General features: G+C 62.6%; 30 protein-coding genes and 1 tRNA gene. 17 read left to right on the plus strand and 14 right to left on the minus strand.

Features of this window, described 5'->3' with window-relative positions:
• Positions 1–3: 3 nt before the first annotated feature.
• The 3 genes from J2R99_RS04830 to J2R99_RS04840 all read right to left on the minus strand — a co-directional run bounded on the left by J2R99_RS04830 (position 4) and on the right by J2R99_RS04840 (position 983).
• Positions 4–243, minus strand: a complete 240-nt coding sequence (locus tag J2R99_RS04830) for a hypothetical protein (RefSeq protein WP_307153338.1) — start codon at positions 241–243, stop codon at positions 4–6.
• A 277-nt stretch (positions 244–520) separates the two neighbouring features.
• Positions 521–712 (minus strand): hypothetical protein, encoded by a 192-nt coding sequence (locus J2R99_RS04835; protein ID WP_307153339.1) that lies wholly within the window; start codon positions 710–712, stop codon positions 521–523.
• Between the two features lie 61 nt (positions 713–773).
• Positions 774–983 (minus strand): cold-shock protein, encoded by a 210-nt coding sequence (locus J2R99_RS04840; RefSeq protein ID WP_092808877.1) that lies wholly within the window; start codon positions 981–983, stop codon positions 774–776.
• 313 nt (positions 984–1,296) lie between these two features.
• On the opposite strand from J2R99_RS04840, the gene J2R99_RS04845 reads away from it, so the two are divergent.
• Together J2R99_RS04845 and J2R99_RS04850 are read left to right on the plus strand one after the other, a co-directional pair.
• Positions 1,297–1,611: a hypothetical protein gene (locus tag J2R99_RS04845; RefSeq protein WP_307153340.1), complete on the plus strand. Its 315-nt coding sequence runs from the start codon at positions 1,297–1,299 to the stop codon at positions 1,609–1,611.
• Positions 1,612–1,614: 3 nt separating this feature from the next.
• Positions 1,615–2,172, plus strand: a complete 558-nt coding sequence (locus J2R99_RS04850) for a DUF421 domain-containing protein (RefSeq protein ID WP_307153341.1) — start codon at positions 1,615–1,617, stop codon at positions 2,170–2,172.
• Here the strand turns inward: J2R99_RS04850 and J2R99_RS04855 are convergent.
• Positions 2,164–2,553 (minus strand): winged helix-turn-helix transcriptional regulator, encoded by a 390-nt coding sequence (locus tag J2R99_RS04855; protein ID WP_307153342.1) that lies wholly within the window; start codon positions 2,551–2,553, stop codon positions 2,164–2,166. The two genes, J2R99_RS04850 and J2R99_RS04855, sit on opposite strands and share 9 nt — an antisense overlap.
• Positions 2,554–2,626: 73 nt before the next feature.
• Here J2R99_RS04855 and J2R99_RS04860 point away from each other — a divergent pair, with 73 nt between their 5' ends.
• From J2R99_RS04860 to J2R99_RS04875, 4 genes are all read left to right on the plus strand, one after another.
• The gene (locus tag J2R99_RS04860) at positions 2,627–3,181 is read left to right on the plus strand and encodes an NADPH-dependent FMN reductase (RefSeq protein ID WP_307153343.1); all 555 of its coding nucleotides are present in this window, start codon (positions 2,627–2,629) and stop codon (positions 3,179–3,181) included.
• A gap of 217 nt (positions 3,182–3,398) precedes the next feature.
• Complete coding sequence (locus J2R99_RS04865) at positions 3,399–4,562, plus strand: MFS transporter (protein ID WP_307153344.1); 1,164 nt, start codon at positions 3,399–3,401, stop codon at positions 4,560–4,562.
• Between the two features lie 73 nt (positions 4,563–4,635).
• A complete protein-coding gene (locus J2R99_RS04870) occupies positions 4,636–5,601 on the plus strand; it encodes a diacylglycerol/lipid kinase family protein (protein WP_307153345.1) in 966 nt (321 codons plus the stop codon).
• A complete protein-coding gene (locus tag J2R99_RS04875; RefSeq protein ID WP_307153346.1) occupies positions 5,598–6,479 on the plus strand; it encodes a metallophosphoesterase family protein in 882 nt (293 codons plus the stop codon). The genes J2R99_RS04870 and J2R99_RS04875 overlap by 4 nt, the downstream gene beginning before the upstream one ends.
• On the opposite strand, the gene J2R99_RS04880 is transcribed toward J2R99_RS04875, so the two are convergent.
• A complete protein-coding gene (locus J2R99_RS04880; protein WP_307153347.1) occupies positions 6,458–7,009 on the minus strand; it encodes an AAA family ATPase in 552 nt (183 codons plus the stop codon). The two genes, J2R99_RS04875 and J2R99_RS04880, sit on opposite strands and share 22 nt — an antisense overlap.
• Before the next feature lie 490 nt (positions 7,010–7,499).
• Here J2R99_RS04880 and J2R99_RS04885 point away from each other — a divergent pair, with 490 nt between their 5' ends.
• The 9 genes from J2R99_RS04885 (at position 7,500) to J2R99_RS04925 (ending at position 15,621) form a co-directional block, all read left to right on the plus strand.
• On the plus strand, positions 7,500–8,201 hold the full coding sequence (locus tag J2R99_RS04885) for a GntR family transcriptional regulator (protein WP_307153348.1): 702 nt from the start codon (positions 7,500–7,502) through the stop codon (positions 8,199–8,201).
• 276 nt (positions 8,202–8,477) lie between these two features.
• Complete coding sequence (locus J2R99_RS04890; RefSeq protein ID WP_307154145.1) at positions 8,478–9,386, plus strand: NAD(P)-dependent oxidoreductase; 909 nt, start codon at positions 8,478–8,480, stop codon at positions 9,384–9,386.
• A gap of 228 nt (positions 9,387–9,614) precedes the next feature.
• Positions 9,615–10,616: a DctP family TRAP transporter solute-binding subunit gene (locus J2R99_RS04895; RefSeq protein WP_307153349.1), complete on the plus strand. Its 1,002-nt coding sequence runs from the start codon at positions 9,615–9,617 to the stop codon at positions 10,614–10,616.
• A gap of 154 nt (positions 10,617–10,770) precedes the next feature.
• Positions 10,771–11,466 (plus strand): TRAP transporter small permease, encoded by a 696-nt coding sequence (locus J2R99_RS04900; RefSeq protein WP_307153350.1) that lies wholly within the window; start codon positions 10,771–10,773, stop codon positions 11,464–11,466.
• Positions 11,467–11,469: 3 nt separating this feature from the next.
• Positions 11,470–12,885, plus strand: coding sequence for a TRAP transporter large permease (locus J2R99_RS04905; RefSeq protein WP_307153351.1), 1,416 nt, complete (start codon positions 11,470–11,472; stop codon positions 12,883–12,885).
• 87 nt (positions 12,886–12,972) lie between these two features.
• Positions 12,973–13,368, plus strand: a complete 396-nt coding sequence (locus J2R99_RS04910) for a (R)-mandelonitrile lyase (protein WP_307153352.1) — start codon at positions 12,973–12,975, stop codon at positions 13,366–13,368.
• A 115-nt stretch (positions 13,369–13,483) separates the two neighbouring features.
• Positions 13,484–13,882, plus strand: a complete 399-nt coding sequence (locus tag J2R99_RS04915; protein ID WP_307153353.1) for a hypothetical protein — start codon at positions 13,484–13,486, stop codon at positions 13,880–13,882.
• Positions 13,875–14,717 (plus strand): alpha/beta fold hydrolase, encoded by an 843-nt coding sequence (locus J2R99_RS04920; RefSeq protein ID WP_307153354.1) that lies wholly within the window; start codon positions 13,875–13,877, stop codon positions 14,715–14,717. The genes J2R99_RS04915 and J2R99_RS04920 overlap by 8 nt, the downstream gene beginning before the upstream one ends.
• A 94-nt stretch (positions 14,718–14,811) precedes the next feature.
• Positions 14,812–15,621 (plus strand): N-acyl homoserine lactonase family protein, encoded by an 810-nt coding sequence (locus J2R99_RS04925; protein WP_307153355.1) that lies wholly within the window; start codon positions 14,812–14,814, stop codon positions 15,619–15,621.
• Between the two features lie 88 nt (positions 15,622–15,709).
• Here J2R99_RS04925 and J2R99_RS04930 read toward each other — a convergent pair whose 3' ends face one another.
• From J2R99_RS04930 to J2R99_RS04950, 5 genes are read right to left on the minus strand one after another with little or no spacing between them, the layout of a single operon-like run.
• Positions 15,710–16,435 carry an ABC transporter ATP-binding protein gene (locus J2R99_RS04930; protein WP_307153356.1) on the minus strand — a complete coding sequence of 242 codons (726 nt, stop codon included), beginning with the start codon at positions 16,433–16,435 and terminating at the stop codon, positions 15,710–15,712.
• A gap of 10 nt (positions 16,436–16,445) precedes the next feature.
• Positions 16,446–17,168, minus strand: a complete 723-nt coding sequence (locus J2R99_RS04935; protein ID WP_307153357.1) for an ABC transporter ATP-binding protein — start codon at positions 17,166–17,168, stop codon at positions 16,446–16,448.
• Positions 17,165–18,136 carry a branched-chain amino acid ABC transporter permease gene (locus J2R99_RS04940; RefSeq protein ID WP_307153358.1) on the minus strand — a complete coding sequence of 324 codons (972 nt, stop codon included), beginning with the start codon at positions 18,134–18,136 and terminating at the stop codon, positions 17,165–17,167. Before J2R99_RS04940 ends, J2R99_RS04935 begins: the two co-directional genes overlap by 4 nt.
• Positions 18,133–18,993: a branched-chain amino acid ABC transporter permease gene (locus J2R99_RS04945; RefSeq protein WP_307153359.1), complete on the minus strand. Its 861-nt coding sequence runs from the start codon at positions 18,991–18,993 to the stop codon at positions 18,133–18,135. Before J2R99_RS04945 ends, J2R99_RS04940 begins: the two co-directional genes overlap by 4 nt.
• A gap of 42 nt (positions 18,994–19,035) precedes the next feature.
• Positions 19,036–20,361: an ABC transporter substrate-binding protein gene (locus J2R99_RS04950; protein ID WP_307153360.1), complete on the minus strand. Its 1,326-nt coding sequence runs from the start codon at positions 20,359–20,361 to the stop codon at positions 19,036–19,038.
• A gap of 157 nt (positions 20,362–20,518) precedes the next feature.
• Here J2R99_RS04950 and J2R99_RS04955 point away from each other — a divergent pair, with 157 nt between their 5' ends.
• Positions 20,519–21,985, plus strand: coding sequence for an aldehyde dehydrogenase (locus J2R99_RS04955; RefSeq protein WP_307153361.1), 1,467 nt, complete (start codon positions 20,519–20,521; stop codon positions 21,983–21,985).
• A 371-nt stretch (positions 21,986–22,356) separates the two neighbouring features.
• Positions 22,357–22,737 carry a carboxymuconolactone decarboxylase family protein gene (locus J2R99_RS04960; RefSeq protein ID WP_092811427.1) on the plus strand — a complete coding sequence of 127 codons (381 nt, stop codon included), beginning with the start codon at positions 22,357–22,359 and terminating at the stop codon, positions 22,735–22,737.
• Between the two features lie 157 nt (positions 22,738–22,894).
• On the opposite strand, the gene J2R99_RS04965 is transcribed toward J2R99_RS04960, so the two are convergent.
• The 4 genes from J2R99_RS04965 to J2R99_RS04980 form a co-directional block, all read right to left on the minus strand.
• Positions 22,895–23,041: a hypothetical protein gene (locus J2R99_RS04965; RefSeq protein ID WP_307153362.1), complete on the minus strand. Its 147-nt coding sequence runs from the start codon at positions 23,039–23,041 to the stop codon at positions 22,895–22,897.
• Between the two features lie 282 nt (positions 23,042–23,323).
• Positions 23,324–23,400, minus strand: a tRNA-Arg gene (locus J2R99_RS04970).
• Between the two features lie 102 nt (positions 23,401–23,502).
• Positions 23,503–24,960 carry a sensor histidine kinase gene (locus J2R99_RS04975; RefSeq protein ID WP_307153363.1) on the minus strand — a complete coding sequence of 486 codons (1,458 nt, stop codon included), beginning with the start codon at positions 24,958–24,960 and terminating at the stop codon, positions 23,503–23,505.
• 116 nt (positions 24,961–25,076) lie between these two features.
• The gene (locus tag J2R99_RS04980) at positions 25,077–26,501 is read right to left on the minus strand and encodes a dihydrolipoyl dehydrogenase family protein (RefSeq protein WP_307153364.1); all 1,425 of its coding nucleotides are present in this window, start codon (positions 26,499–26,501) and stop codon (positions 25,077–25,079) included.
• Position 26,502: the final 1 nt, after the last annotated feature.

Genomic DNA, 26,502 nt, shown 5'->3' on the forward strand with positions numbered 1-26,502 from the left:
AGATTATCGCTTGGGCCGGAAAGAGCTGCCCTGTGTCGCACCCTCAGCGAGCGGGCGCAGCAGCATCATATGGCGGGTCGACAGGACGACATCCGGCAGCGTACCGGGTGCGCCGAGCCTGACTTCTCTGGTGGCAAGAAAATCGGTCTTCTCGAGCACAAGCCGCATCTCCTCGATAGATGCGATATCGTGCTCGATGAGGAGCTTGTCGCCACTCGACATCGTGACTTCGAAGCGCGCCACAGACTATTTCTTCTGACCGAGCTTAAGAGGCGATCCGCTCGAACCCAGGGAGCCGAGCTCTGACGTCTCCATATATTTCGGCGTGTGCTTGGCGCCCTTTTCCTTGTTCTTCGGCTTTTTAGCTTCCTTAGAAGCGCGCACCTGCCCTTTTGCCATGAAATTTATCCTCTCCGAACCGGGTTGCACATCGTGCGCCGTTCAGGCTTGAGCGGGAGCGGCAGACGCGGAAAGCCGGCCTTGGTTCGGAAGGACCGTCTCCGGCCTGAAACACGCGCCGCTAAAGGCGCGACAATTGACTTTCCTGGACCACGCGCTGCTGCGAGCTCACCGTGCTTTGCACGCGGTACTGGCAATCGCCGTGTTCCTCGGGCAGCAAAGCCAGGATTTTGTAGACGCCGGCAACACCTGGGCCGACGGTCTTTTGCGACAGGCGGACCGTCTGGCCCACCTTGAATGAATGGTTGGTCATATTCCCTCCGCCGAACGGCATGGGAAGAGAAGGCGCGGGCAAGCCCGCGCCTTCTGCAAAATCAGGCGTGCTGCAGATTCGTTGCAGCTTCCTTGCCGGAGCGGCGATCCGCCTCAACGTCGAAGGAGACGCGCTGGCCTTCAACGAGGCCGCGCATGCCGGCACGCTCGAGAGCCGTGGCGTGAACGAAGACGTCCTTGCCGCCGTCCTCCGGCTGGATGAAGCCATAACCCTTCTGGGAATTGTAAAATTTTACGGTACCAACCGCCATGGAATGTTCCTTTCGCAGAACGCGTATGGGCACACGCAACGCGGAATGCGCACGTGTGTGGAAGTCGAGTTTTGGAGGAAGTCTGAACCCGCGCCCGGCGAAACGGGACTTAACGGCCAAAATGTCCGGCCAAAGATCGATGGTGGTTCTTGTAGACCGCAATTGCGGCATTAACAAGAAAAACTCCTCCTCAGGGCGCAGATGCCCCGGAACTCTCACAAATGCCGGTTGTTGGTGAGTGACCCTGCACCGAAAAATTGCCCGCCGCCCGCGCGCCGTGCAGCGCAACAGGATGTTTCAAGAGGAGGCCCCCATGACCCGTCTAGCCGTCGCCGGCGCAACCGCCGCCTTCACCGCCCTCGCATTTGCCGAGCCGGCCGCAGCCCAGGAACGCTTTCCCGCCTGTCAGTCGCAGCAGAGCCTGCAACAGATCATCGGGAGCAATGGCGAGCTGATGCCCTCCGACTGCCGCAACCTCACCATCACGCGCCTGAAGAGCGACAGTGGCTCTTTGTGCCTCATCGATTTCTCCAATGCCGGAGGCGGGGTCGTGCAGGCCTTACGCGATGCGGCCATGCCGGAGAAATGGTGGGTTCGCTGCGATCAGCTCAGCGAAACGGGAGGCTGATCGATGTTCTTCGACAGCTGGGGCGACCTCTTCCGCATCCTCATCATCGGCATCCTGGCCTATGGCGGGCTCGTCCTCCTGCTGCGGGCGACCGGCAAGCGCACTTTGTCGAAAATGAACGCCTTCGATTTCATCGTCACAGTGGCCCTCGGCTCCATATTGGCCACCACGCTTTTGTCGAGCGACGTCTCGTTGAGCGAAGGTTTGTTTGCCTTCGCTCTCCTGTGCCTTCTGCAATATGCCGTAGCCTACGCTTCGATACGCTCGGCGGATTTTCAGTCGCTGGTCAAGGCAGACCCGGCGCTCCTGTTCTTTCGCGGCCGCTTCGTCCGGCCCATGCTCAAGAAGGAGCGGGTCACGGAGGAAGAGGTTTACGCGGCCATGCGCGCAGCAGGGATGGCCGAGATCGAAGCGGTCGCGGCCGTCGTCCTAGAGACGGACGGTTCCATCAGCGTGGTTCCGGCGGAAAACGAACCGAAGGGCGAGACCGCTAGGGCTTCAACGCTGCAACATGTGCAGGGTCGAGAGGACGCGCGCGCAGAGGCAGGCCTTTCAGACTGAGCGACCGGCCCTCTCCGGACAGGCGTCATCGAACCGGCGACGGGCATGCTGCACCCGCTCCTGGTTCTCGCGCGCCCATGCTGCCAAAGCCGTCACCGGCACGAGGAGATCGCGTCCGAGATCGGTGAGCTCGTATTCAACCTTCGGCGGCATCGTGCCGTAATCGCGGCGCAGCACGAAGCCGTCGCGCTCCAAGGCACGCAAGGTCGCCGTCAGCATTTTCTGGGAGATGCCGCCGATCTCGCGCTTCAACTCCCCGAAGCGCAAGGGCGCATCCCCCAGCAGGGTGATGACGAGCACCGACCATTTGTCGCCGATGCGCGACAGGATCTCGCCCACAGGCCGGCAATCGGAGGGGAGGTGACAGATCTGCGGTTTCAAAAAAGTGCCTTCTTGTGGCCCCCGGCGGGCCTGCCCTATCTGACGGTCACCAATGGTAACTGGGAAAGGCCTTATGCGAAAGATAGCAGTTCTCGTAGGCAGCCTGAGGCGCGCCTCCATCAACCGGACCCTCGCTCATGCGCTCGAAAAGCTCGGCAAGGATGAGTTCACCTTCATTTATCCGGACCTCAACCTGCCGCTCTACAACGACGATCTGTGGGAAAATCCGCCCGCTTCCGTGCTTGCGCTGAAGCGTGATCTCGCCGAGGTGGACGGCATCATCTTCGCCACCCCGGAATTCAACCGCTCGATCCCCGCAGTTCTCAAGAACGCCATCGACTGGGGTTCGCGTCCCTACGGTGAAAGCTCCTGGACCGGCAAACCGATCTCCGTCATCGGCGCATCTCCCGGCCGGATCGGCACCGCCGCCGCACAGGTCGGTCTGCGCAGCGTCCTCGTCACCCAGAACGCCTTCGTCATGGGCCAGCCGGAGGTTTATCTCGCCTTCCCGGAAGGGCTGATCGACGGGGATCTGGCTGTCACCGACGACACCACCCGCGACTTCCTCAAGGAGTACCTTGCGCGTTTCGGCGAGTGGATCGACAAAATGCCGAAGCTCGACAAGTAGCGCCCGACTCAAGCTTCGGACTGCGCCTCAGACCTCTGTCCGAGGCGCATCGATTTTTCAACCAAGGACGGGACGCCCGTCCTTGCCTCTCTGCCGACACTCGCCAACCGCGCCGGAGACGGATGGCGGAAACCGCGTTCAGACGCTATCTCGTTACGCGCGGCCGGGGGCATCTGCTCGGTCCGTTTGGATGGCGCGCGGCCAGGGGGCATCTCACATGTCGGTCGGCAGAGCATCAGAAGCGGTGTTTGTACTCGACCGGGCCGCAATCGCTGCGGTGATCCTCGGCGTTACCGCCTTTTCGGTCTCCCAAGGCCTCACCTATCCCCTCATCTCGTTGATCATGGCCCATCAGGGCGTCACCGATAGCGTGATCGGGCTCAATGCCGGCGTCTTCAGTCTTGGCCTTGCCGTTTCCACCCTCGCCATCGGGCCTTTGACGGCGAGGCTGGCAGGCGACAAGATCATCATCGTGGGCCTTGCCGGCTGCTCCCTCTGCCTCTTCGTCTTCGGCATCACGGATTCGCTTGCCGTCTGGTTCGTCGCCCGCTTCGTGCTCGGGATCTGCGTCAATCTCGTCTTCATGCTGAGCGAAGCCTGGCTCAATGCGGCCTGCCCGGATCATCTGCGGGGACGCATCTCGGGACTTTATGGCGCCGGCATGTGTGCGGGATTTGCCGCCGGCCCCCTCGCCATTCCGTTCTTCGGCAGCGACAGCAGCTTTCCCTTCGCCATCCTTGCCGTCTATCTCGCCATCGTCGCCTTCGCGACGGCGGTTCTAAGCCGCCGCGCTCGCACAAGGCCCCAGCCTTCACCTCCCGGCGCGCTGGTCAAATTCGTGCGCGCCGCGCCGGCGCTCATCGTCATGGTCTTCGCTTTCGGCTTCGCCGACATCGCAGCAATCTCCGTGATGCCCGTCTATTTCGTGAAGACGGGCCATTCGGAGGCCTTTGCGGCGATCGCCGTGACCATGGTCGCGCTGCCGACCGCGCTCGCGCAGCCGCTCGTCGGCCTGCTTCTCGACCGCCTGCCCCGCCACGGGGTGGCGCTCGCCTGCGGCCTCGTTGCCGGCGCCACCTTCCTCATCATCCCCTTCCTGGAATCGGAAGCCGCCATCCTGGCCGTCTTCGCGCTGATGGGGGCCGCGGAATTTGCGCTTTACACCTGCGCTCTGACCCTTCTCGGCGCAAGCTATACGGGTGGCCTTCTCGTCGCCGGAAGTGCCGTCTTCGGCCTCGCCTACGCGATTGGGAGCGCGGGCGGCTCCACCGCCACAGCATCGGCAATGGACCTCTTCTCACCGGCCGGGGCACCGATCACGGCCGGGCTCGCTCTGTTTATTCTCGTTGCGATGATGTTGCGCTTGCAGCCTGCGCGCTGAACCCTTCGCCGCTTGGTGCATTCACGCAGAAGACGCCGGATCAACCGGCGGCAGACAAGGCACACATCTTTTCATGCACCCGCTCCGCATCCATGTCGTCTTCAACGCCAATTCCGGGACCGCCGCGGGCCTGACACCAGACGCGCTCAGCGAACAATTCGCGGCCGCTGGCTTCGAGGCCGCAGTCGATAGTGACATGGCGCGTCCGCTGCGCGATCGGGTCGCCGAGGCTGCTGCTTCGCAAGCCGATATCATCGTCGCCGCCGGCGGTGACGGTACCGTCACGGCCGTCGCCGCGGCACTCTTGGGGAGCAACAAAAAGCTCGCCATCCTGCCGCTCGGCACCGCCAACCTTCTTGCCCGCGACCTTGCGGTACCTCTCGACATCAAAGAAGCGATCTCGACGCTTCGTGAGATGCAACCACGGGCGATCGATGTCTGCGAAGTGAACGGACGGATTTTTTTGCACAAGGTCGTCATCGGCTTCGCACCTGCCGTTGCCGCCGGCCGGGAGCATCTGCGGCACAATCCGGATTTCGGCACGCGGCTCAGCTTTCTGCGTTTCTTCTGGCGCCGCCTCACCCACCCCCAAGATCTGCGCATGACGCTTGAAAGGGACGGCGCCGACAACACCGAAACGTTGCGTGTCCGCTCCATCGCGGTTGCCAACAATGCCTATGACGAAGAACTCGGCCGCTTCTTCTCCCGCCGCAGGCTCGATCGCGGACTTCTGACGGTCTATGCGCTGCGCCATCTCGGCCTGATCGATCTTCTGCGGCTCACCGCGGGAATGGCGCTCGGCCGCTGGCGCGATGACGAGGCGCTCATCATCCATGAGGCACATGAGGTGCGGCTGTCGACACAGCGTCAACTGGTGCAGGCGATGATCGATGGGGAAGTGGAGAAGATCCGCCCGCCGCTTGATTTTCGCATTCACCCCCAGGCCCTCACAGTGCTGGCCCCGGTCGCTCAGGCGACAGAGGCGCCCGAAGACGAAGCCATCGCCCCAGCGCCTTATCAGGAGCGGGCGTCGGCATGAGAATCGCACATCTATCCGATCTCCATTTCGGCCATCACGACCCACAGCTTGCCACCTCTCTCCAGGAGGATCTCCTCGCCTCGCAGCCCGACCTCGTCGTCGTCAGCGGCGACTTTACCCAGCGCGGCGAGGCCGACGAGTTTGCCGAAGCCGGCGCCTTTCTCAACGCCCTGCCGATGCCGACCTTCTGCGTTCCAGGAAATCACGACGTGCCGGCAATCAATCTCATCGACCGCTTTCTGACGCCCTACCGGCTCTACAAAAAGCACATCTCCCGCGATCTGGAGCCGTTCGTGGAGATGGACGGCGTTGCAATTGCGGGCCTCAAGACGTCACGACGCATGCGTCTCGGCTTGAATTGGGCGCACGGCTCTTTGAGCCATGACCAGCTCGATGCGCTTGGCTCGCGCTTTGCGACGGCGGACCCCTCGGCGCTGCGGATCGTGGTCGCCCACCATCCGCTGCTTCTGCCCGATCCGCCGATCGACATGCGGCGGGTGAAGCGGGCGGACCTTGCGCTCGAGACCTTCGCCGAACTCGGCGTGCGGCTCGTACTCTCAGGACATTTCCACATGGCTTATGTGCGCAGGCATGGCGCCCCCACCGAGGAAAAAGAGGGCGAGCCGATCGGCGGACGCGAGGCCGCACATGCGCCCATCCTGGTGGCACAGGCCGCAACCTCGATCTCGACACGCCTGCGCGGCGAGCCGAACGCGTACAATGCGATCACCATCGAAGACGGGTCGATCGACATCGCGGTCAGGGCCTGGGACGGCGAAACCTGGCACCAGAAGCCGGCCGATATCTTGCACAACACGCCGACGGTGGACGCGGAGGAGACAAGCGTCAGAGAGGCTCAGGCCGCGGCGATCCGCTGAAGGATGGCGGCAACGAGCTTTGCGCGCCCTTCGTCGTGGTCATCGACGGCGATGACTTCGTCTTCGGCATGGGCGCGCACCAGATTTGAAACTCGCGCATCGACCCTGAGTGCCTCTTCATCGCTCTCAAGCCGGCCGACGGTCTGATACTCGGCCCGCGGGCGGGCAATGAGAACGTCGAGACGGCGAACGCTTTTGTGGCACCAGATGCAGAGCTCGTGAAAGGCGGCTGGGTAATGGGGCGCGGCATAAACGCTCGCCAAAAGCACGCATCCATCAGCCACGATCACGTCGACCTTGCCGAGAAGCTCTTCAACCGGCGCCCATTGCTCGCCGAGAATGGTGATCTTGTTGGCGATCGCATGTGGGCGACCTTCCCAGATCCGCCTCTTGGTCACCTCGGTCACGAGTTCGCAGGCGATGTGCCGGCGCTTCAGATCGGAAAAGAGCCCGGCGGCGAATGTCGATTTGCCGACGCCCGGACCTCCCAAGATATTGACCACAAGGGTTTCGCGCGACGCGTCGTTCATAGCTCAGCCTTTCGCGAGGGGCCGAATTGTCCACAAGACGAGACACACAAAGCCGTTGGCAGGCGCCCGCCGGCGCAAAACGGGCAGGAGAGACGCGAGGCTGCGGTGCTGAGATGGATGACTTGCAAAACTCTATCGATGTGACCCGGGTCGCAGGGCATCCGATAGCCGATGAAGCGTCCTGACGCATCCCCCTTGCGCATCCCGCTCGCGGGCGGAGATCGGGCTGTTGAAACGCGCTGGCACGGGTCCCCGGCCGATCAGAGCTTACGGGCGCGACTTTCGAGCGCGGCCCATAGTGGCCACTCGGGGTGGCATAAAGATGCATATGCTCGGGCCCTCAAAGATTGTAGGATCGTCATGCGATCATTACGAATGCTAGACACGTCTGCGTTGCTGAACAATAATCTTAATGTCTGCAGGATCCGAGCTGGTCGGTGAGCGGGCGGCGTAAGCGACCACTCCGGCAAGGGGAAAAGCAGTGCCCGGTATGAATGAAACCAAGGCGAGGGACGAGGAATTCCGCGTTCCGCGCCCGGCGGCAACTTTGCGCCACAGCGTCACGGAAAGCATTCGGCAGGCCATCGCCGCCGGGCGATTCCGACCGGGCGAGCGTATGCCGGAGCGCGACTTGTGCGAGATGACGGGTGTCAGCCGAACGCTCGTCCGCGAAGCTCTCCGCCAGCTCGAATCGGAAGGGCTCATCGAGGTCATCGCCCATAAAGGTCCCGTGGTTTCTCGGATCACCGCGGCACAGGCGATCGGCGTTTATCAGGTGCGCGAGGTGCTGGAAGGCTTGGCGGCCGAGCTCTTTGCCGAGCATGCGACGGATAACGACCGCGAGGCACTGAAGGCGGCGTTCGATGAGGTCAAGAAGGCCGATATCGCCGCGACGCGCATCGCGCTGAAAAACAAATTCTACGATTGCCTCGTCGCCGGCACCGGCAACGAGGCGCTGGGCAAGACGCTCTATATGCTGAACTCGCGCACCATGCTGTTGCGGGCGCAATCGCTGCAAGCTCCCAATCGCTGGCAGCAGAGCCTGAGCGAGCTGCAGACGCTCCTCGACGCCCTCGACCGCCGCGATGCCGCGGGGGCCAAGGCGATCGCCACGGATCATGTGCGGCGCGCAGCGGCGGCGGCCATGCACACCTTTTCCATGGACACGCGCGAAAAGAAGCGTCGCGCCTGAAAACCTCGCTTCCGTGCCGGGCGGAGGCTCAGACCGGCGCGCTCCTGCGCTCCCCTCTCCAGGCTCACCCATCCTCGAGGGCTTTTGTTCAAAGCGTCCCCATGAGGACACGTTGAGCGCGATCTGCTTCTAATAATATTGTATTACGGTATTAAGATCGATATGGTGTCCGGGCTTGCGGGTTCCCGCGACGGCGTCGGATGAGGCCGCTGCAGGCCCAACCCCGCCATCGAAACGAATAATCGGCAGGCTGAGAGCCGCCAATCGTGGAGGAATATCTTGAGCGACAAAATCGGCTTCATCGGTCTTGGAAATATGGGCGTCCCGATGGCCGGGCGCCTCTTGGACGCCGGCAACCCGCTCGTCGTTTATGATGCACGCGAAAGTGCAATCGCGCCGTTCGTGGAACGCGGCGCTACGGCGGCAAATTCGGCCGCCGATCTCGCCTCTCAGGTCGACACCGTCTTCCTGTCGCTTCCGACGCCACCGATCGTGGAGGCCGTCGCCTTCGGCGACAATGGGCTCGCCGAAGGAAGCCAGGTGAAGCGGATCGTGGATTTGTCCACGACAGGCCCGCAGATGGCGGAAACGCTGGCGAAAAAGATGCAGGAAAAGGGCGTCACCTGGCTCGATTCCCCGGTGAGCGGCGGCGTCGGCGGCGCCAAGGCGGGCACTCTCGCCGTCATGTTCTCCGGGCCGAAAGCCGACTACGACAACCTCCTGCCGCAGCTCAAGGCGATCGGAAAGCCGTTCTATGTGAGTGACAAGCCGGGCCTCGCGCAGACGATGAAGCTCGTCAACAATTTGTTATCTGCCGCAGCCATGGCGCTGAGCTCCGAGGCCGTGGCAATGGGCGCCAAGGCAGGGCTGTCGCCGGACGTGATGATCGACGTCATCAACGCCGGCAGCGGCCGCAACACCGCGACCATGCAGAAATTCCCCCAGTCGATCCTGCCCGGCACCTTCGATTACGGCTTTTCGTCCGGCCTCATGTTCAAGGACGTCAAGCTTTTCAACGAGGTCGCCAAGGCGATGGGCCTCAACCTGCCCGGCTGCGAAGTGGTCTTCGATATCTGGCAGGATGCCGTCGATAAACTCGGCGCGGATTCCGATTTCACCAAGGTGGTGACACTGACGGAGAAGGCCGCTGGCGTCAGCCTGCGCAGCGACGGCGCCACCGGCTGATTTTCGCGAAGAAACCGACGCCGTCTCCGGGACTGCGTAGCGTTTCTTTCTTTGCATAAAGTACACCTCTGCGACGGCAGCGTGCGCGGGACGCGTGCGCTGCCGTCTGCGAAATTGTTCTGAAATATTCTGATCATACAATCATATTGACTTGGCCCAAGGCCTATGATCAGCTCACTGCAGCTTCCGCCAGCAAACGAGCGGGAAACAGTGATCACCAGGGAGGACATGATGAAAACCACCATTCTTACAGCCCTCGCGATGAGCCTCTTGGCCAGCACGGCCATGGCTCAATCGGAGTGCCAGTCCGGCGAAACGCTCGTCAAATACAGCCATGTGAGTGCTCCGACGGGCAATCCGAAGGGCGAGATGGCCACCGCACTCGCCAAGCGCGTCAACGAAGAGATGGACGGGCAGCTTTGCATCCAGGTCTATCCGAGCTCACAGCTCTACAATGACGATGAAGTCATGGAAGCGCTGGCGATCGGGGACATCCAACTCGCCTCGCCCGACATCGGCAAGCTCGGCGCCTATACCGCCAAGCTCGACGTCTTCAATCTGCCGTTCCTGTTTGAGGACACCGATGCGGTGTCGCGCTTCACCCATAGCGAGACGGGCGACGAACTCTTGAAGTCCATGACCGACAACGGCTTCGTCGGCCTTGCCTATGTCTATAACGGCCTGCGCGCCTTCTCCGCGAACAAGCCATTGATCGAGCCCTCGGACCTCAACGGCCTGAAGATCCGCGCCACGACCTCCGACGTCTCGATCGCCATGATCAAGGCCCTCGGTGCCAACCCGCAGCCGCTCGCCTGGAGCGAGGCCTTCGGCGCCTTGCAGACCGGCGTCGTCGACGGGCAGGAGAACACCTGGTCGAACATCTACACCGGCAAACTCTACGAAGTGCAGGACGGGGTCACCGAGACCAACCACCAGTTCCTCACCTACATTCTCGTCACCTCCCAGGACTTCCTCGACAGCCTGGATGACGATGTGCGCGAGAAGTTCCTCTCGATCGTCGGCGAGGTCAGCGACGAGTACAACGAGAAGGCCACGGCCATCAACGAAGAGAGCAAGGAGCGCATCCAGGAAGCGGGCGTCACCGTCCGTACGCTCTCTCCGGAACAGCGGCAGAAATGGGTCGATGCCGTGAAACCCGTCTGGGAAGAGTTCGAAGACGGGATCGGCAAGGATGTGATCGAGGCCGCAGTCGCGTCCAACAAATCCTGAACGCAGGCTCTGCCGGGCGGACAAAGGCGCGGGGACGGCTCAGACGCCGTCCCCGCAACGCCCCACCTGCGCCCGGCCGGACCGCTCGCCAGTGAAACTCCTTTCGCCGTTTTCGGCGAAGGGCCGCGAGGATCCAACTCCTGAAGGATGGAAGATGAGCAGTTTCGGCCGACGCGTCGACCGCTTCGAGCGCAGCGTCATCGCGATCTTGATGGCGGCGATGACAGTCACCTCCTTTACTCAGGTGATCGCCCGCTACGTCTTTAATACCGGCTGGCTCGGCGCGCTCGATTTTGCGCGCATCCTGTTCGCCTGGCTCATTCTCTTCGGCATGGCCTACGGCGCCAAGATCGGCTCGCATCTGGCGGTCGACACGGTGGTCCGCGCCCTGCCCAAGCACGTTTTCAAGGCCTTTGCGATCTTCGGCGCACTCTGCGGCGTGGTTTATGCCGCAATCTTCTTCTGGGCCGATTGGCTTCAATTCATCGGCATCGACGCCAAAGGCGGCGCCTTTCCTTATTGGCTGCGCACCTTTGAAACCGGCATCGGCCTCACCGAGATCCGCTATCCGGATTGGGCGCAGGAGATGTTCGACCTGCCCGCCCGGGTGCATCGCTGGATCGCCTATCTCATCTTGCCCCTCGGGCTCTTTCTGTTCGGCTTCCGCTGCCTGCAAGCGCTGATCGAAATCGTCCAGGGCAAGCGGGAAATGATCACCACGGCCATCGAGACGACCGAGCTCATGGATCAACGTTCCGATCCCGACCACGAGAGCTACGCCGCCGCGCAGGAGCACGCCTCAGAGGCGCCGCACTGGTACGACGACAACAACTCCAAAGACCGGAGGTAATCGATGGTCTCCGGCTTCCTTTTCATCACGGTTCTCGCCCTTCTCTTCGCCGGGGTGCCGGTCGCACTCGCGCTTGGGCTTTCGAGTGTTTTGACCATCGTTCTCTTCTCCGGCGATTCCATGTCGTCGGTGGCGCTCAAGCTCTTCACGGCCTCGCAGAGCTACACGCTGCTTGCGATCCCGTTCTTCATCCTCGCCTCGTCCTTCATGTCGACGGGCGGCGTGGCGCGCCGCATCATCCGCTTCGCGGTTTCGGCCGTCGGTCATCTGCGCGGCGGGCTCGCGATCGCCTCGGTGATGTCGTGCATGCTGTTTGCGGCGCTCTCCGGCTCCTCGCCCGCCACCGTGGTTGCGATCGGTTCGATCGCCATCGCCAGCATGCGTGAGGTCGGCTACTCGAAGGAATTCGCCGCAGGCATCATCTGCAATGCCGGCACGCTCGGCATTCTCATTCCGCCATCGATCGTCATGGTGGTCTACTGCGCCGCCACAGACGTCTCCGTCAGCCGCATGTTCCTCGCCGGCATCCTGCCAGGCACCGTCGCTGGCCTCATGCTGATGGTCGGCGTCTATCTCAACGCCCGCTTCCGGGGCATGCCGAAACTGCCTTTCGCTGGCTTTACGGCCGTGCGCGACGCCTTCCTCGACGCGTCCTGGGGTCTCTTCCTCGTCATCGTCATCCTCGGCGGCATCTATGGCGGCATCTTCACTCCCACGGAGGCGGCGGCTGTCGCAGCGGTTTATTCCTTCCTTGTCGCCATCTTCGTCTATCGGGACATGGGCCCGCTTCGGGGCGTGCCGTGGCGCCAGGACGGCGAATCGATCATCGGCGCCGTGCAACGCAACACTCTCCTGACGGTCACGCGCTTCGTACCGGCCTGCTTCCATCGCGACACCGAGCATGTGCTGGTGGAGGCCGGCAAAGCGACGATCATGCTCATGTTCATCGTCGTCAACGCGATGCTGTTCGCCCATGTGCTGACGGTGGAGCGCGTGCCGCAGACGATCACCGAATGGATGATCGGGGCCGGGTTCAACTGGTTCACCTTCCTTCTGGCTCTCAACATCCTGCTGCTCATCGGCGGTCAGTTCATGGAGCCGTCGGGCCTCCTCCTGATCGTCGTGCCGGTCGTCTTCCCGGTGGCGATGGAGCTCGGCGTCGACCCGATCCATCTCGGCATCATGATCGTCGTCAACATGGAAATCGGGCTGATCAGCCCTCCGATCGGGCTCAATCTCTTCGTCACGGCGAGCGTCGCCAGGATGAGCGTCGTGCAGGTGACCAAGGCCGCCGCCCCGTTCATCGGCATTATGCTCATCTTCCTCGTGATCGCGACCTACGTGCCCGGGCTATCGACGCTCGTGCCCTATTCGCTGATGGGCCCGGAGCCAAAGAGCTTCACGCACGGCCTCAAATGAGGCGTGCAGCCCGACCGATCAACGAACGACCCGCAAAGGCGGGAGACCAGGCCGGACGAAACGGCCGAACTCAAGGAGAGGAGAAATATGGATATCAGACGTCTTGGAACTCTGCCGACCCGTAAGGCGCCGGCAAAATCCTTCACCGGAAATGTCTGGCAGGACCCGATTATCGAAGCGCCTGAGCCGGCGCTGCTGAAATCCAACGTGGTCATGTTCGAGCCGGGCGCCCGCACGGCCTGGCACACGCATCCGATGGGGCAGACGCTCTACGTCACCGCCGGCACCGGTCGCATCCAGAAATGGGATGGGCCGATCCAGGAAATCCGTGCTGGTGATGTCATCTGGATCCCGCCCGGCGAGAAGCATTGGCATGGCGCGGGTCCCAACACGATGATGACCCACATCTCCATGCAGGAAGGCCATGACGGCGTTGTCGTCGAATGGCTGGAGCACGTCACCGACGAGCAATACGGCGCATAAAGGAAAGCGGCGCGGTTCGACCCAAGAACCGGCGCCGCTTTCTTCTTTGCAAGGCTCCGACCGGGTGAGGCAGAGGCCGTGCCCCCGCCCCGCCTTGACGAGAAGGATATCGACTATGGCTGAATTCCCCGACGAAGATTGGATGGCCGCCTTCGCCGAAAGGGTCGCCTCAGACCGAGAACTTGCCGTCATCGGCAGCAAGTTCGACGTCGATATGGGCATCACTTTCGGCACGAAGCGCTACGTCTTGCGGGTGCGCCAGGGCAGGATCGACAAGATCCTGCAGGCTCCCGGTTTCGACGTGCCGACGCAATTTGAGATCCGCGCCCCGATGGAGCTGTGGCAGCGCTTTTTGTGCGAGACACCACCTCCTCTCTATCACGACATCTTCGCCATGATCATGCGCGTGCCGGAGTTCGTTCTCGAAGGCGACACGCTGGTGGCGATGCAAAACGCGCGTGCCCTGCACCGCATGATGGGCCTGATGCAGAAGGTGGGGAAAGAGCATGCCTGAATTCGAACCGATCGTCGGCCGCTACCTCAATGTGGCCATCCAAGGCCGCAACCACCGCATCTATGTGGAAGAAGCCGGTGAGGGAATCCCTCTCCTCTGCCTGCATACCGCCGGGGCCGACAGCCGCCAGTTCCGCCATCTCCTCAACGACGAGGAGGTGACGCGCCGCTTTCGCGTCGTCTGCTTCGACATGCCCCGGCATGGCCGCTCCGACCCGCCGGACGAATGGTGGCTAGAATCGTACGAGCTCAAGACGGAGGAGTATCTCGCGACCATCGAAGCCGTTTGGAAGGGGCTCAAACTCGACCGCCCGGTGGTTATGGGCTGCTCCATGGGCGGGGCGATCGTGCTCCGAGTCGCAAGCGACTTTCAAGACGAGATCCGGGGGATCATCGGGCTGGAAAGTGCCGCGCATGCGCCCGGCCGCTACAACGAATTCCTGCTGCATCCGGCCGTGCATGGCGGCGAACTCGTCGCCACCTACACTTTCGGCCTCAACGCGCCGCAAAGCCCCGAAGAGGGTAAGCGAGACAATTGGTGGTACTACGCGCAGTCCGGCCCCGGCGTCTATCGCGGCGACGTCATGTTCTACAGCTTCGATTTCGACGCCCGCGAACATGTGAAGACGATCGACACGGCCAAGTGCAAGGTGAGCCTTCTCACCGGGACCTACGATTATTCGTGCACCCCGGCGATGACGGAGAAAGTGGCCGCCGCCATACCCGGCTGCCGCTACACCGAGATGGAAGGCATGGGCCATTTCCCGATGATCGAGAACTACGCCCTCTTCCGTCAGTATCTTCTACCGGAGCTTGAGGTGATGGAGGCCGACTGACCGCCCTCACCCCGCCAAACGCGGTCACCCATGCACAGGAACCGGCCCGCGCCCAACCGAAAAACAAGAGCGCGGCCGGTCGAAGGGAGGAAAGATGACACCTGAACCTTATGAGGTTTACGCGGTCCGCTATGCGCACAATCCGGCCGCGACCGCCGCGCACAATTTCGTCGGCGGCGATCCGCATGACGTGCCGATGCCACTCGATTATTTCGTCTGGGCGATCAAGGGCAACGGCCGCACCTTCATCGTCGATACCGGCTTTGATGCGGCGATGGCCGAAAAGCGCAAGCGGCAGTTCCTGCGCTCGCCCGGCGAAGGTCTGAAGACGATCGGCATCGATCCGGACGGGATCGAGGACGTCATCATCTCGCATATGCATTACGACCATTGCGGCAATTACGATCTCTTCCCAAATGCGCGCTACCATCTGCAGGACGCGGAGATGGCCTATTCGACGGGCCGCTGCATGTGCCACGGCGCGCTCAAACTGCCGTTTGAGGAGGAGGACGTGGTGGCGATGGTGCGCAAGGTGTTTGCCGGCCGCGTCAAGTTTCACGACGGCGCTTCTGAGATCGCTCCCGGCATCAGCGTCCACCATGTCGGCGGCCATTCCAAAGGCCTGCAGGTGGTGCGGGTCTGGACTCGGCGCGGCTGGCTCATCGTCGCCTCCGACGCCAGCCATTTCTACGCCAATATGAACGAAGGCCGGGCCTTTCCGGTGTTGCACAGCCTCGCCGAGACGCTCGAAGGCTATGACCGGCTGTGGGAGCTCGCGAGCGATCGCTCGAACGTCATTCCGGGGCACGACCCGATCATCCTCGACCGCTATCCGGCGCCGAGCTCAGGCCTTGAAGGCGTCGTCGTGCGCCTCGATGCCGATCCGAAAGAGCCGGCAGGGTAAGAGATCCTCCCCTCTTCCCGAACGGAGAACGGGCGCCCGCGGGCGCCCGTTTTTTTTGGAAGATGTCGCTATCGAAGCTAGCCTGCCCTCAGAGCCCGAGATAGGCCTCGCGCACCTTCGGATCGTCGTGCAGCGCCTTGGCGGACTCCGCCAGAACGATCTCGCCCGATTCCAGCACATAGCCGCGCGAGGCGACCGACAGGGCGAGCGAGGTGTTCTGCTCCACGAGCAGGATTGAAGTCCCGGCTTCGTGGATCTTGACCAGGGCATCGTGCACTTCGTCGACGACGATCGGCGCGAGACCGTGGCTCGGCTCGTCGAGGATGAGGAGGCGCAGATTGAGCATCATGGCGCGGCCAAGGACGACCATCTGCTGCTCGCCTCCGGAGAGCGTTCCGGCCCATTGCCGCCGCCGCTCCTTGAGGCGCGGAAAGAGCGTGAAGGCCTTTTCCAAGCGCTCCTTGTAAACGGGGTCCTGGCGCAGCGTGTAGGCACCGAGCAGGAGATTCTCCTCCACCGTCATGTCCGGAAAGACATGCCGTCCCTCCGGCACATGGGCGATGCCGAGCTTCGGGATCTCATGTGCCTTCAGCGACATCAAATCCTTGCCGTCGAAGGTGATACGCCCGCGCGACTTTGGCACGAGCCGCGAGATGGTGCGCAGGAGCGTGCTCTTGCCCGCCGTATTGGCGCCAATGACGCAGACGAATTCGCCGGCATTCACATTGAGGCTGACGCCGTGCAAAACATCCGAGCCGTCGTATCCCGCATGCACATCTTCGACCGACAGAAGAGTGGGTGTCGTGTCGCTCATTCCGCCGACCTCATTCATATTCCTGCCCGAGATAGGCCCGCACGACCTCTGGATGTCTGGCAATTTCTTCAGGCGTGCCTTCGGCGATCTTCTTGCCGAAATTCAAAACGACGATGCGTTCGCACAGCGTCATGATGGCATGCATGTGATGCTCGACGACGACGACGGCGAGACCGTCGCGGCTCAAGGACCGGATGAGATCCATGATCTCTTCCATCTCCACGCGGTTGAGCGCCGCCATCACCTCATCGAGGAGGAGGCCCTTCGGCTTCGTCGCCAAAGCCCGGGCCACCTCCACCCGCGCCCTTTCAGGAAACGAAAGGTCGGCCGCCTTCTTGCCCGCGATCTCCGCAAGACCCACTCGCGCGAGACAGGTTTTTGCGAGCTCGCGCGCATCATGGACATTGGCCCGAAGAAGGCCGCCGATCAGCACGTTGTCGAGCACCGTCGCCTCCATGAAGAGAGCGACGTTCTGAAAGGTCTTGGTGAGACCGCGGGCCGCCACCTTGTGCGGCTTCAGACCGGTAATGTCCTCGCCTTCGAGACGCACGATGCCGTCCGTCGGCTTGTGCAGGCCGACGAGCGTGCTGAAGAGCGTCGATTTTCCGGCACCGTTCGGACCGATGAGACCGACGATCTCGCCGGGCGCGACATCGAAGGACACGCTGTCGAGGGCCGCCAGGCCGCCGAAATGCTTGCTGATGCCATCGACTTCGAGGATCGCCTGTCTCATGACGACTTCCTCCGGCGAAGGCGGGAGACGCCGTTGGTGATCAAGGCGAGGATGCCGCGCGGTTCGATCAGGATGATGGCGATCAACATCACGCCGAAAGCAAGCTGCGACAGGCCGGCGCCGCGCGAAGACAGAAGCACATTCGCCATCTCCTCCATCGGCACGATCAGAAAGGCTCCGATGATCGGTCCGACCACGGTTCCGGCACCACCCAGAATGGCGATGATCGCCGCACGTACAGAGATCGGGATGATGCCGAAAACGGCTTCCGGATCGAAGAAATACGTGAACTGAGCGTAGAGGGTGCCGAGCGTCGCCGTGAGCGCCGCGGAAATGACGGCCGCTGTGATCTTCACCTGCGTGGTGTTGACGCCGACGACCTCGGCAGCCTCGGGATTTTCCTTCAAGGCGCGCAGCCGGTAACCGAGGCTGCTATGGCGCACCCAGACGAAGACGCCTGAGATGACGACGAGCGCGCCCAGCATGATGTAGTAATAGGGCATCGTGCTCTTGAACTGCAGGAGCCAGAAGCTGTCTGGAGAGAACGGCACGGAGAGACCGACCGGCCCGCCTGTTACCGATGTCCAGGAGCCCGCGATCACGCGCAGCACTTCGCTGAAGGCGAGCGTCGCAAGCGCGAAATAATGGCCGCGCAACTTCATCGTCGGGAAGCTCAGGAGATAGGCCGCAACCGCGGCGATTGCCGCGCCCGCCAGCATGCCGATCCACGGCGAGAGCCCGAAATTGATCAGAAGGATCGTTGAGGTGTAGGCCCCGAGCCCGAAGAAGGCAGCGTGACCGAGCGAAATCTGATTGGCAAGACCGCCAACGATGTTCCAGGCCTGACCGAGCGCAGCGAAGAGGAGCGCCAGCGTCAGGACGCGGATCGCATAGCCGGTCGGATCGAGGAACGTCGGGACAATGGCGGCGGCCACAATGACCACCGCGCCCACAATCCACCACTTCATCGTGACGCTCCAATCAGCCCGGTCGGGCGCACGGCCAACACCGTCAGGAAGACGATGAAGAGGACGAGGTTTTGCAGCTGGATCGGGAAGAACAGAGTGGAGACGGACTGGATGACGCCGACGGCAAAGCCTCCGACGACCGCGCCCGCCACACTGCCGAGACCGCCCAGCACCACGACCGTGAACATGAGAACGACGAATTGGTGGCCGACGGTCGGATGCACGGTGAAGTAAGGCAGGATCACCGCACCTCCGAAAGCGGTCATGCCGACGCCGAGGCCGAAGGCGATCTGGCGCATTCGATCGGCGTTGATGCCCATCAGGTTCGCCGCCATCGGGTCCTGGGCGGTGGCACGCATCGCACGCCCGTACCAGGTCTTGTTGGTGAAGAGCCAGAGAGCCGCCGCCGACAGAAGCGCCATCAGGAAGGCGGCGAGATAGGGAACGCCGATGAACAGAGGACCAATCCGCAAGGTCGAGGTCTGATAGCTCGTCGTCACCGAATGGAAATCGGAGCCGAAGGTAATCAGCGTCAGATTCTCAATGACGATCAGCAGGCCGACCGTGACGAAGATCTGCGCCACCGGCGGGGCGTTCAGCACTCTTTGAATGAGCGTCATCTGCACGACAACGCCCAGCGCGAAGATCACCGCGAAGGATAGAAACGAGCCGATCAGAGGATCGAGCCCTAGAAACTTCCAGGCGAAATAGGCGACGAACATGCCAAGGGTCAAAAACTCCGCCTGCGCGAAGTTGACGATGCCCATGACGCCGAAGACCAGGGTCAGCCCGATGGAGATGACGGCGTATACGCCGCCGATCATCAGCCCATCGAGCACGGCTTGGATGAAGGCCATGCAGCTCTCTAGCTAAATGTTGAACTTTTGGGTCGAGGCCGGCTATTTGCCGGCCCACACAGCCTCTTTCTTGGCGACGTCATCCGGCCAGACCGTCACCAGATCATCGCCGCGCCATTGCACGATGATCGGCTTGGCGAGCGTGTTGAGACCGGTCTCGTCGAAATCGACACCGCCGCCCGGGATGACGCCGGCCCAGCCGCCTTCGAAGCGATTCTTGCGCAGGGCCTCACGCAGAGCGTCGGAATCGGTGTCGCCCGATATCTCCAGAGCCTTGGCAAGCACGTCGAGGCAGACGGCGTGCTCCAGCGCCTCATGTACCATGAAGTAGCCAAAACGCTCCTTGAACGCGTCGGTCAGCTCGGGGGCGAGATCGTAATTGCTGGGCGCAACCGAGAAGACGTTTTCGGCATATTCGCCGAGTGCCGCCCGGAAATCCGGGATGACGTAGCCGCCGGCGCCGCCGATCACCGGCATGTCGATACCCTGCTGGCGCATCGTGCGGATGATCTGCACGCCGTCATTGAGATAGGAGCAGGGGAAGACCGCGTCGGCATTGGTTCCGCGCAACTGGTTGATCAGCGGCGTGACATCGGTGATGCCGAGAGGATAGGCCTCGTCCATCACCACCTCGATGCCGAGCTCGGCCGCGGTCGCGCGAAGGCCACCGGCCTGCGAGGTGCCGAAGGCCGTGTCCTCGTACATGATGGCGATCGACTTCAACGGCTTGCCGGCCTTTTCAGCCACGCCCGCCGGACCGCGCAACTGCGCCGCGCCCATCGTCGTCGCCTTGGAAATCACCTGGAAGACGTTCTTGAAGCCGCGGCCCGTGATCATGTCTGAGAACGACATGGTGAGAAGCGGTACGTCGCGCCGCTCCGTCGCTTCCGACAGAGCGAGCGACAGCGAGGAGGCATAGGCGCCGAGGATCGCCACGACGTTCTGCTGCGCGATCAGGCGCTGGCCGACGGTCGCCGCATTGGTCGGTGTCGACGTCGAATCGGCAATGATCAGGTTGATCTTGGCGCCGCCCAGCGCCTTGATGCCGCCGTTGTCGTTGATCTGATCGGCGGCGAGCTGGATGCCGTTGCGCGAATTCACGCCGAACTGCGCGTTTGCGCCCGACAGCGGCACCACAACACCGACATTGACGTCGGAGCCCTGCGCACGAGCGATCTTCGAAAGATAGGGCGTCGCAAGCGTCGCCACGCCGGCGGCGAGGAAATGTCGCCGGTTCAGAGCGAGACGCGAAAGCCCCTTCGGCGCGGTGGCCGGGCTCTTCGTCTCGCATGTCTCAGAAATTCGATTCTCGGACGATTCTGGCCGCGCGTCAGCGAGGTCGGTCGGTCCGTTGCCTTTCCGATGCATATTTTCCTCCCACTCTATGATTGTCTTATTGAATGAAGTCTTGCGGCATCAAACGCGATCGTCAAGTTAAAACTGCTCATACAATCATACGTGGACGTTGGCATCGGTTTCTGCCAATTTCGCCGCCAACGATCACACGACGACATGGGAGGTCAGCATGCAGCGTTACGGGCATTTCATCGGCGGGAGCTTTGTCGATCCCGCCGAAGGCGAATGGTTTGAAACGAAAAATCCCTATACGGGCGAGGCCTGGGCAGAGATCGCTCGGGGCACGAAATCCGATATCGAGAAGGCCGTCGCCGCGGCCGAGGCCGGCTTCGAAGAATGGAGCGCGTTGACACCCTCCGCCCGCGGCAAGGCACTTTACCGCCTTGCCGAGCACATCGAGGCGGATGCCGCGCGGCTTGCGGAAATCGAGGTCCGCGACAACGGCAAGCTCTATGCGGAGATGTTCTCCCAGACGAAGTATCTCGCCGAATGGTACCGCTATTACGGCGGGCTCGCCGACAAGGTCGAGGGCGCTGTCATCCCGACCGACAAGGGCGGGATCTTCAATTTCACCCGTTACGAGCCGATCGGCGTCGTCGGCATGATCACGCCGTGGAACTCGCCGCTCCTACTTCTTGCGTGGAAGCTCGCGGCCGCCCTTGCCGCAGGCAACACGGCGGTGATCAAGCCGTCGGAATTCACCTCCGCCTCGACGCTCGAATTCATGACACTGTTCGAAAAGGCCGGTTTTCCGGCAGGTGTCGTCAACACAGTCACGGGTTTCGGCGTTGAAGCGGGGGCGCCCCTCGTGGAGCATCCGCGCGTCTCCAAGATCGCCTTCACCGGCTCCGATATCGGTGGGCAGAAGGTCTATGAGACGGCAGCGAAGCAGATCAAACACGTTTCGCTGGAGCTTGGCGGCAAATCCCCCAACGTCGTTTTCGAAGACGCCGATATCGACGCCGCCGTGATGGGGGCAATCTCCGGCATTTTCGCAGCGACGGGCCAGACCTGCATTGCCGGCTCGCGGCTTCTCTTGCAGCGCTCGATCCACGATCGCTTCGTGGGGCGGCTTCTGGAGGTGGCACGTGAGGCAAAGATCGGCGACCCGATGCTGGCAGAGACCAATGTCGGTCCGGTGACGACGCCTGCGCAGTATCGCAAGGTCTTGGACTATATCGAGATCGCCCGGGCCGAAGGGGCGAAATGCGTCCTCGGCGGAAAACCGGTCGAGGATCAGCCGGGCGGGCAGTTCGTCGAGCCGACGGTCTTCACCGGCGTCAGCAACGAAATGCGCATCGCCCAGGAAGAAGTGTTCGGCCCTGTCCTCGCGGTCATCCCGTTCGAGGATGAAGCGGATGCGGTGCGGATTGCCAATGCCGTCGATTTTGGCCTCGCCGCAGGCGTGTGGACAAAGGATATGGGGCGGGCTCTGCGCATGTCGGAGCGGCTGCGCGCCGGAACCGTCTGGGTCAACACCTACCGCGCCATCAGCTACACCTCGCCCTTCGGCGGCTACAAGCGCAGCGGTATCGGCCGCGAAAGCGGCCTCGAAGCCATCAAGGAATACCTCCAGGTGAAGTCGGTGTGGATCGCGACCGAAACCTCCGTCGCCAATCCCTTCATCATTCGCTGAGGCCGAAATCGGCCTGTTTGGCTGCTGATCGGCTTTCGGCGATTGACCCGGTCAGTTATGATTGTATGATCATCATAATAAGAAGATGAACGAAGGCGCCCCATACGGGCGTCTTCGTCACCTCAAAGGGAGGAAAGATGGACCGTTCGGCAGCAGCCGCGCCGGAAGACGCGCGGCCGGCTCGAGCTCGCGCGGCTGTGCCGCAAAGGCGCGAACATCCCTGCCTGAGCGATCCGACGGATCTGCCGGGCAGCGTCACTCCCTCGCAGCAAGACTTGCCCTCACCTCGCGACCATCAACGTCGCGCGCGATGAGGCGGGGTCACAACGGCCAAATCTGAAGAGAGCTCAGGAAAAGAAGGGACCTTAAAGATGGATCAGAAGATGTTCGAGAAGGGGCTCGCGAAGCGCAAAGGAACGCTCGGCGCGGAGTACGTGGAACGCAACCTCGCCGCGGCCGACGATTTCAGCCTGCCCTTCCAGGAGGCCATGACCGCCTGGTGCTGGGGCTTCGGCTGGGGCGATGAGGCCATCCCGCCGAAAACCCGCAGCCTTATGAATCTCGCCATGCTCGGCGCCCTCGGCCGCTGGCACGAATGGGAAACGCATTGCCGTGGTGCGCTGACGAACGGCGTCTCGAAAGAAGAGATCCGTGCCGCCGTCCATGTCGTAGCGATCTATGCCGGCGTGCCTTGCGGTGTGGAATGCTTCCGTATCGCGCGCCGCGTTCTGGAAGAAGCCGGCGAGCTTTAAGAAACAGCGGCCCGGCCCTCGCCTTAAAATGAGAGGGCCGGGTTTCAGGGCGACAGGTGCCCTTGGCCCGAGCGGCAACCAACGAGGTGGTCCATGACATGGGCCGCCTCGTTTCTTTTTCGCCAGCGCTCACGGCTAACCGCAGAGCGTCGTCAGCTCAAGGTTTCGGGAAAACGGTTTCGGCCAGATTGTTCTCTTGCGCGATCGCCAGCATCAACTCGTCGGGAAACCAACGCGCAAGCACCAGAATAGCGGTTGGGTTGCATCCAAACAGCCGCTCCGTGCGGGCATCGACCTGAGACATGCACATAGGAGACCTTTCCCAGGTGCGACACCTCTCCCGCCGGGAACGATGCCCCATCCCCATCCGGGATACTCGCTCACCGACCTGTGGAGATCGCTCAGCCCTCTCATCATCGCTTTCGACGAGTGGATCGAAGACCACTCGTTGGAAATGACCTGACAGCTTCGCGCGCCGACTTCCAGAAGCCTGCATTTCGCCCTGGCGCAGGCGAAGAGAACTCAGCAAGCGGACTCAAGGGCCACTCGACAGAGTGCGAGAGCGAAAATTCTGATTTTGAAGGAATGGCGCACCGGAGAGGATTCGAACCCCTGACCCCCAGATTCGTAGTCTGGTGCTCTATCCAGCTGAGCTACCGGTGCTTGCCGCTGTCGTCGCAAGCCTATCGGCTGCGGCGCGGAGCGACACACCTAATCGCTCAGAAGACGGATTGCAAGCACCTCTCGGCGCCTCTTTCACGGCTTTTATGCTTTGCGGCGATCGCGCATATCGGCCAGCCGCGCCGGACGGTCGGGGATCTCGATCTGAAAGACGGTTCCGGCCCCTGCCCGCTCCAGAAGCGCGATTTCTCCGCCATGAGCGGCCACGATCTCCTGCGCGATCGCCAGACCGAGCCCGACCCCGCCGGGCCGCGTGGAGCCCTGGAAGGGCTCGAAAAGCGCCTCGCGTGCCCGCTTCGGAAGGCCCGGTCCCGTGTCACAAACACGCAGGCGCGCGACCGCCCCGGTTCGCTCCCCCTCGACCCAAAGACGGCGGATGACGGACCCATTCTCGTCCGACACAAGCGCCTCCTGGGCATTGCGACAGAGATTGAGCATGACGCGGAAAAACTGGTCGGGATCGGCGTCGATTTCCAGATCGCCCGGCACCCGATTCTCGAAAACGACGGTTCCGTCCGGCGTCAGGCTCAAGATTTCCGCCACTTCCTCCACCAGTCGCCTGGCGGAGACGAGCCGGCGCACGGGCTCCGCCTCTTCGGCACGGCCATAGGCGAGAACCGACCTCGTGTAGCCGATCGCCCGGTCAATCGTCCCCACGAGCTTTGGCGCGATGCGGCGCACAAGCGGATCCTGCGCTTCGCCGAGATGGTCCGAGAAGAGCTGGGCTGAGGCCAGGATGTTCCTCAGGTCATGATTGATCTTGGAGACTGCGAGACCGAGATTGGCGAGATGCCGGCGCTGATGCAACATGTCGCGCAAGGCCGCCTGCATTTCGGCGAAACGCTCCTCCGCACGGCCGATCTCGTCATGGCGGCCGGACGGGGTGACCTCGCAGCGCACATCCTCCGGATCTGCGGAAAAGTCCTGCATGCTGGCGGCGAGTTTCTGGATGGGCCGAACGATCATCCGCCTGAGCGCCAGGTAGACGAAAGAGGCGGTGATCACGGAAATCGCCATGGAGAGGAGCAGAATATTGCGGGAGTAACGCAACATGGCCTGGCGCAGGCCATCCTCGCGGAGCACGATCTCGAACATCGCCATGCCGGCCGGAGGTTCGCCCGAAACGCGGATGAGCCTGTCTCCGCCCCCTAGAAAGAGCGTGCCGAACGCCGCCGCAATCGCCTCCGCCGGACCGAGCTCGCGCAGATCCTGATGGACTGCAACTTCTTCCGGCATGTTGCCGGCCGCGATCAGGATGTGCTGGCCGCCTTCCATCATCGCGATCGCTTCCATGCCGATCGCCTGCAGGAGACGCTTCTGTAGCTCTTCCGGGAAAGGAGCTGCGCCGGGGCTCGACGCGGCAAGGGCGGCGATCGACGCTGCCTCGAGCTTCTCCTCAAGCCACATATTGCGGAAATTCGCGATCGACGGCACGTAGATCAGCACTTCCGCGACCATCACGAAGGTGATCGTCAGCACGAGAAGCTTGCCCGACAGCCCTTGCACCGGCCACAGCCCGGCGAGCCGCGTCTTTCCCGTCATCCCAGCGGGGGGCTTTTCCTCAAGCGCCACCAAACACTCCTCAGGCGCGCCTTGCGATCCTCGTACGCGCCGCATCAAGATCGGTCGCAGTCACGGCTTGCCGCGGCCTTGGGTTTTCAGCCGAACCGGCGCAGAAAACGGGCAAGCGCCTTCGCCTTGTTCGGTACGGGGACATAGAAGCTCGTCGCCGCGCGCTTTCCCACCTCCGAAACGGTCGGATAAGGCAGGATCATACCCATCATATCGCGCACATTGAGGCGTTTCGAGAGCGCCAGCGCATAGGGGGCAATCATCTCGCCAGCATTGCGGGCGACGATGTCCACACCAAGGAGACGCCCTCGGCGCGTGGTGACGAGGCGGATCAGCCCCTCCGTTTGGCGCTCGGCCCGGGCGCGATCGTTCTCCGCGACGGGCCAGCGCAAGACCCGCACATGGCCATGGCGCCGTTCCGCCTCGGCGAGCGTCAAGCCGGCATGGGCGAGTTCCGGATCGGTGTAGGTGACCCAAGGCAGAAGGTCGCGCTTCGGCCGTGCACCGATCCGAAACAGCAGTGGACGCAGCAAAAGCCCTGCCTCATAGCCTGCCCAATGGGTGAAATTGAGTGCGCCCGTCACGTCGCCGACGGCATAGACGCGACGGTTGCCTGTGCGCAGGTTGGCTCCCACCTTGATGCCGGTCTCGTCGAACTCGACGCCCGCCTTGTCGAGGTCGAGCCGGCCGACATTCGGCCGGCGACCGGTGGCGACCAGGATCTGCGTCCCGTCGACAGCCTCCTCAGTGCCATCGGCTTTCTTCACGTGGACGCGCACGCCGTAGCGCCCGCGTCGAGCGACACGCAAAATCTCCGTCTCTTCATGGAGAGCGACGCCCTCGGCGACGAGGCGGCGACGGACGTGGTCGGCAAGCTCCGGGTCGTCATGAGAGAGGACGCGGCCCCTCTCAACGAGGCTGACCTCCGAGCCCAGGCGGCGAAACGCCTGCGCCATTTCCATCCCGACCGGCCCGCCGCCGATAACGACGAGATGGGTCGGAAGTTTCGTCAGATCGAAGAGCGTTTCGTTGGTCAGATAGTCGATCCCCTCGAGCCCCTCGATCTCAGGAATCTGCGGCGAGGAGCCGGTGGCGATAACGAAGCGCCGCGCGCTGATACGCGTCTCGCCGGCAATCACCGTGCGGCGATCCTGAAAAGACGCCCTTTCTCGAATGACGCGCACGCCAAGGCCGGTGAAACGCGCTTGCGAATCGTTGGGCGCGATCGCTGCGATGACGGAACGGATATGCGCGTGGACACCCGCAAAATCGACGTCGGCAGACCCGGCATTCACGCCGAAGGCCGACGCTTCACGCAGATGCGCCACATGACGCGCCGCGGCAATCAGCGCCTTGGAGGGGACGCAGCCATAGTTCAGGCAGTCGCCCCCCATCCTGCCGTTCTCGATCAGAACTGTCGGAACGTCGAAAGCGGATGCAGCCGCCGCGAGCGTCAGGCCGGCGGAGCCTGCGCCGATCACGCAAATGTCAGTCTTGATCTCTTCTGTCACG

This window comes from Rhodopseudomonas julia (genome assembly GCF_030813515.1).
Classification (GTDB): Bacteria; Pseudomonadota; Alphaproteobacteria; order Rhizobiales; family Afifellaceae; genus Afifella; species Afifella julia.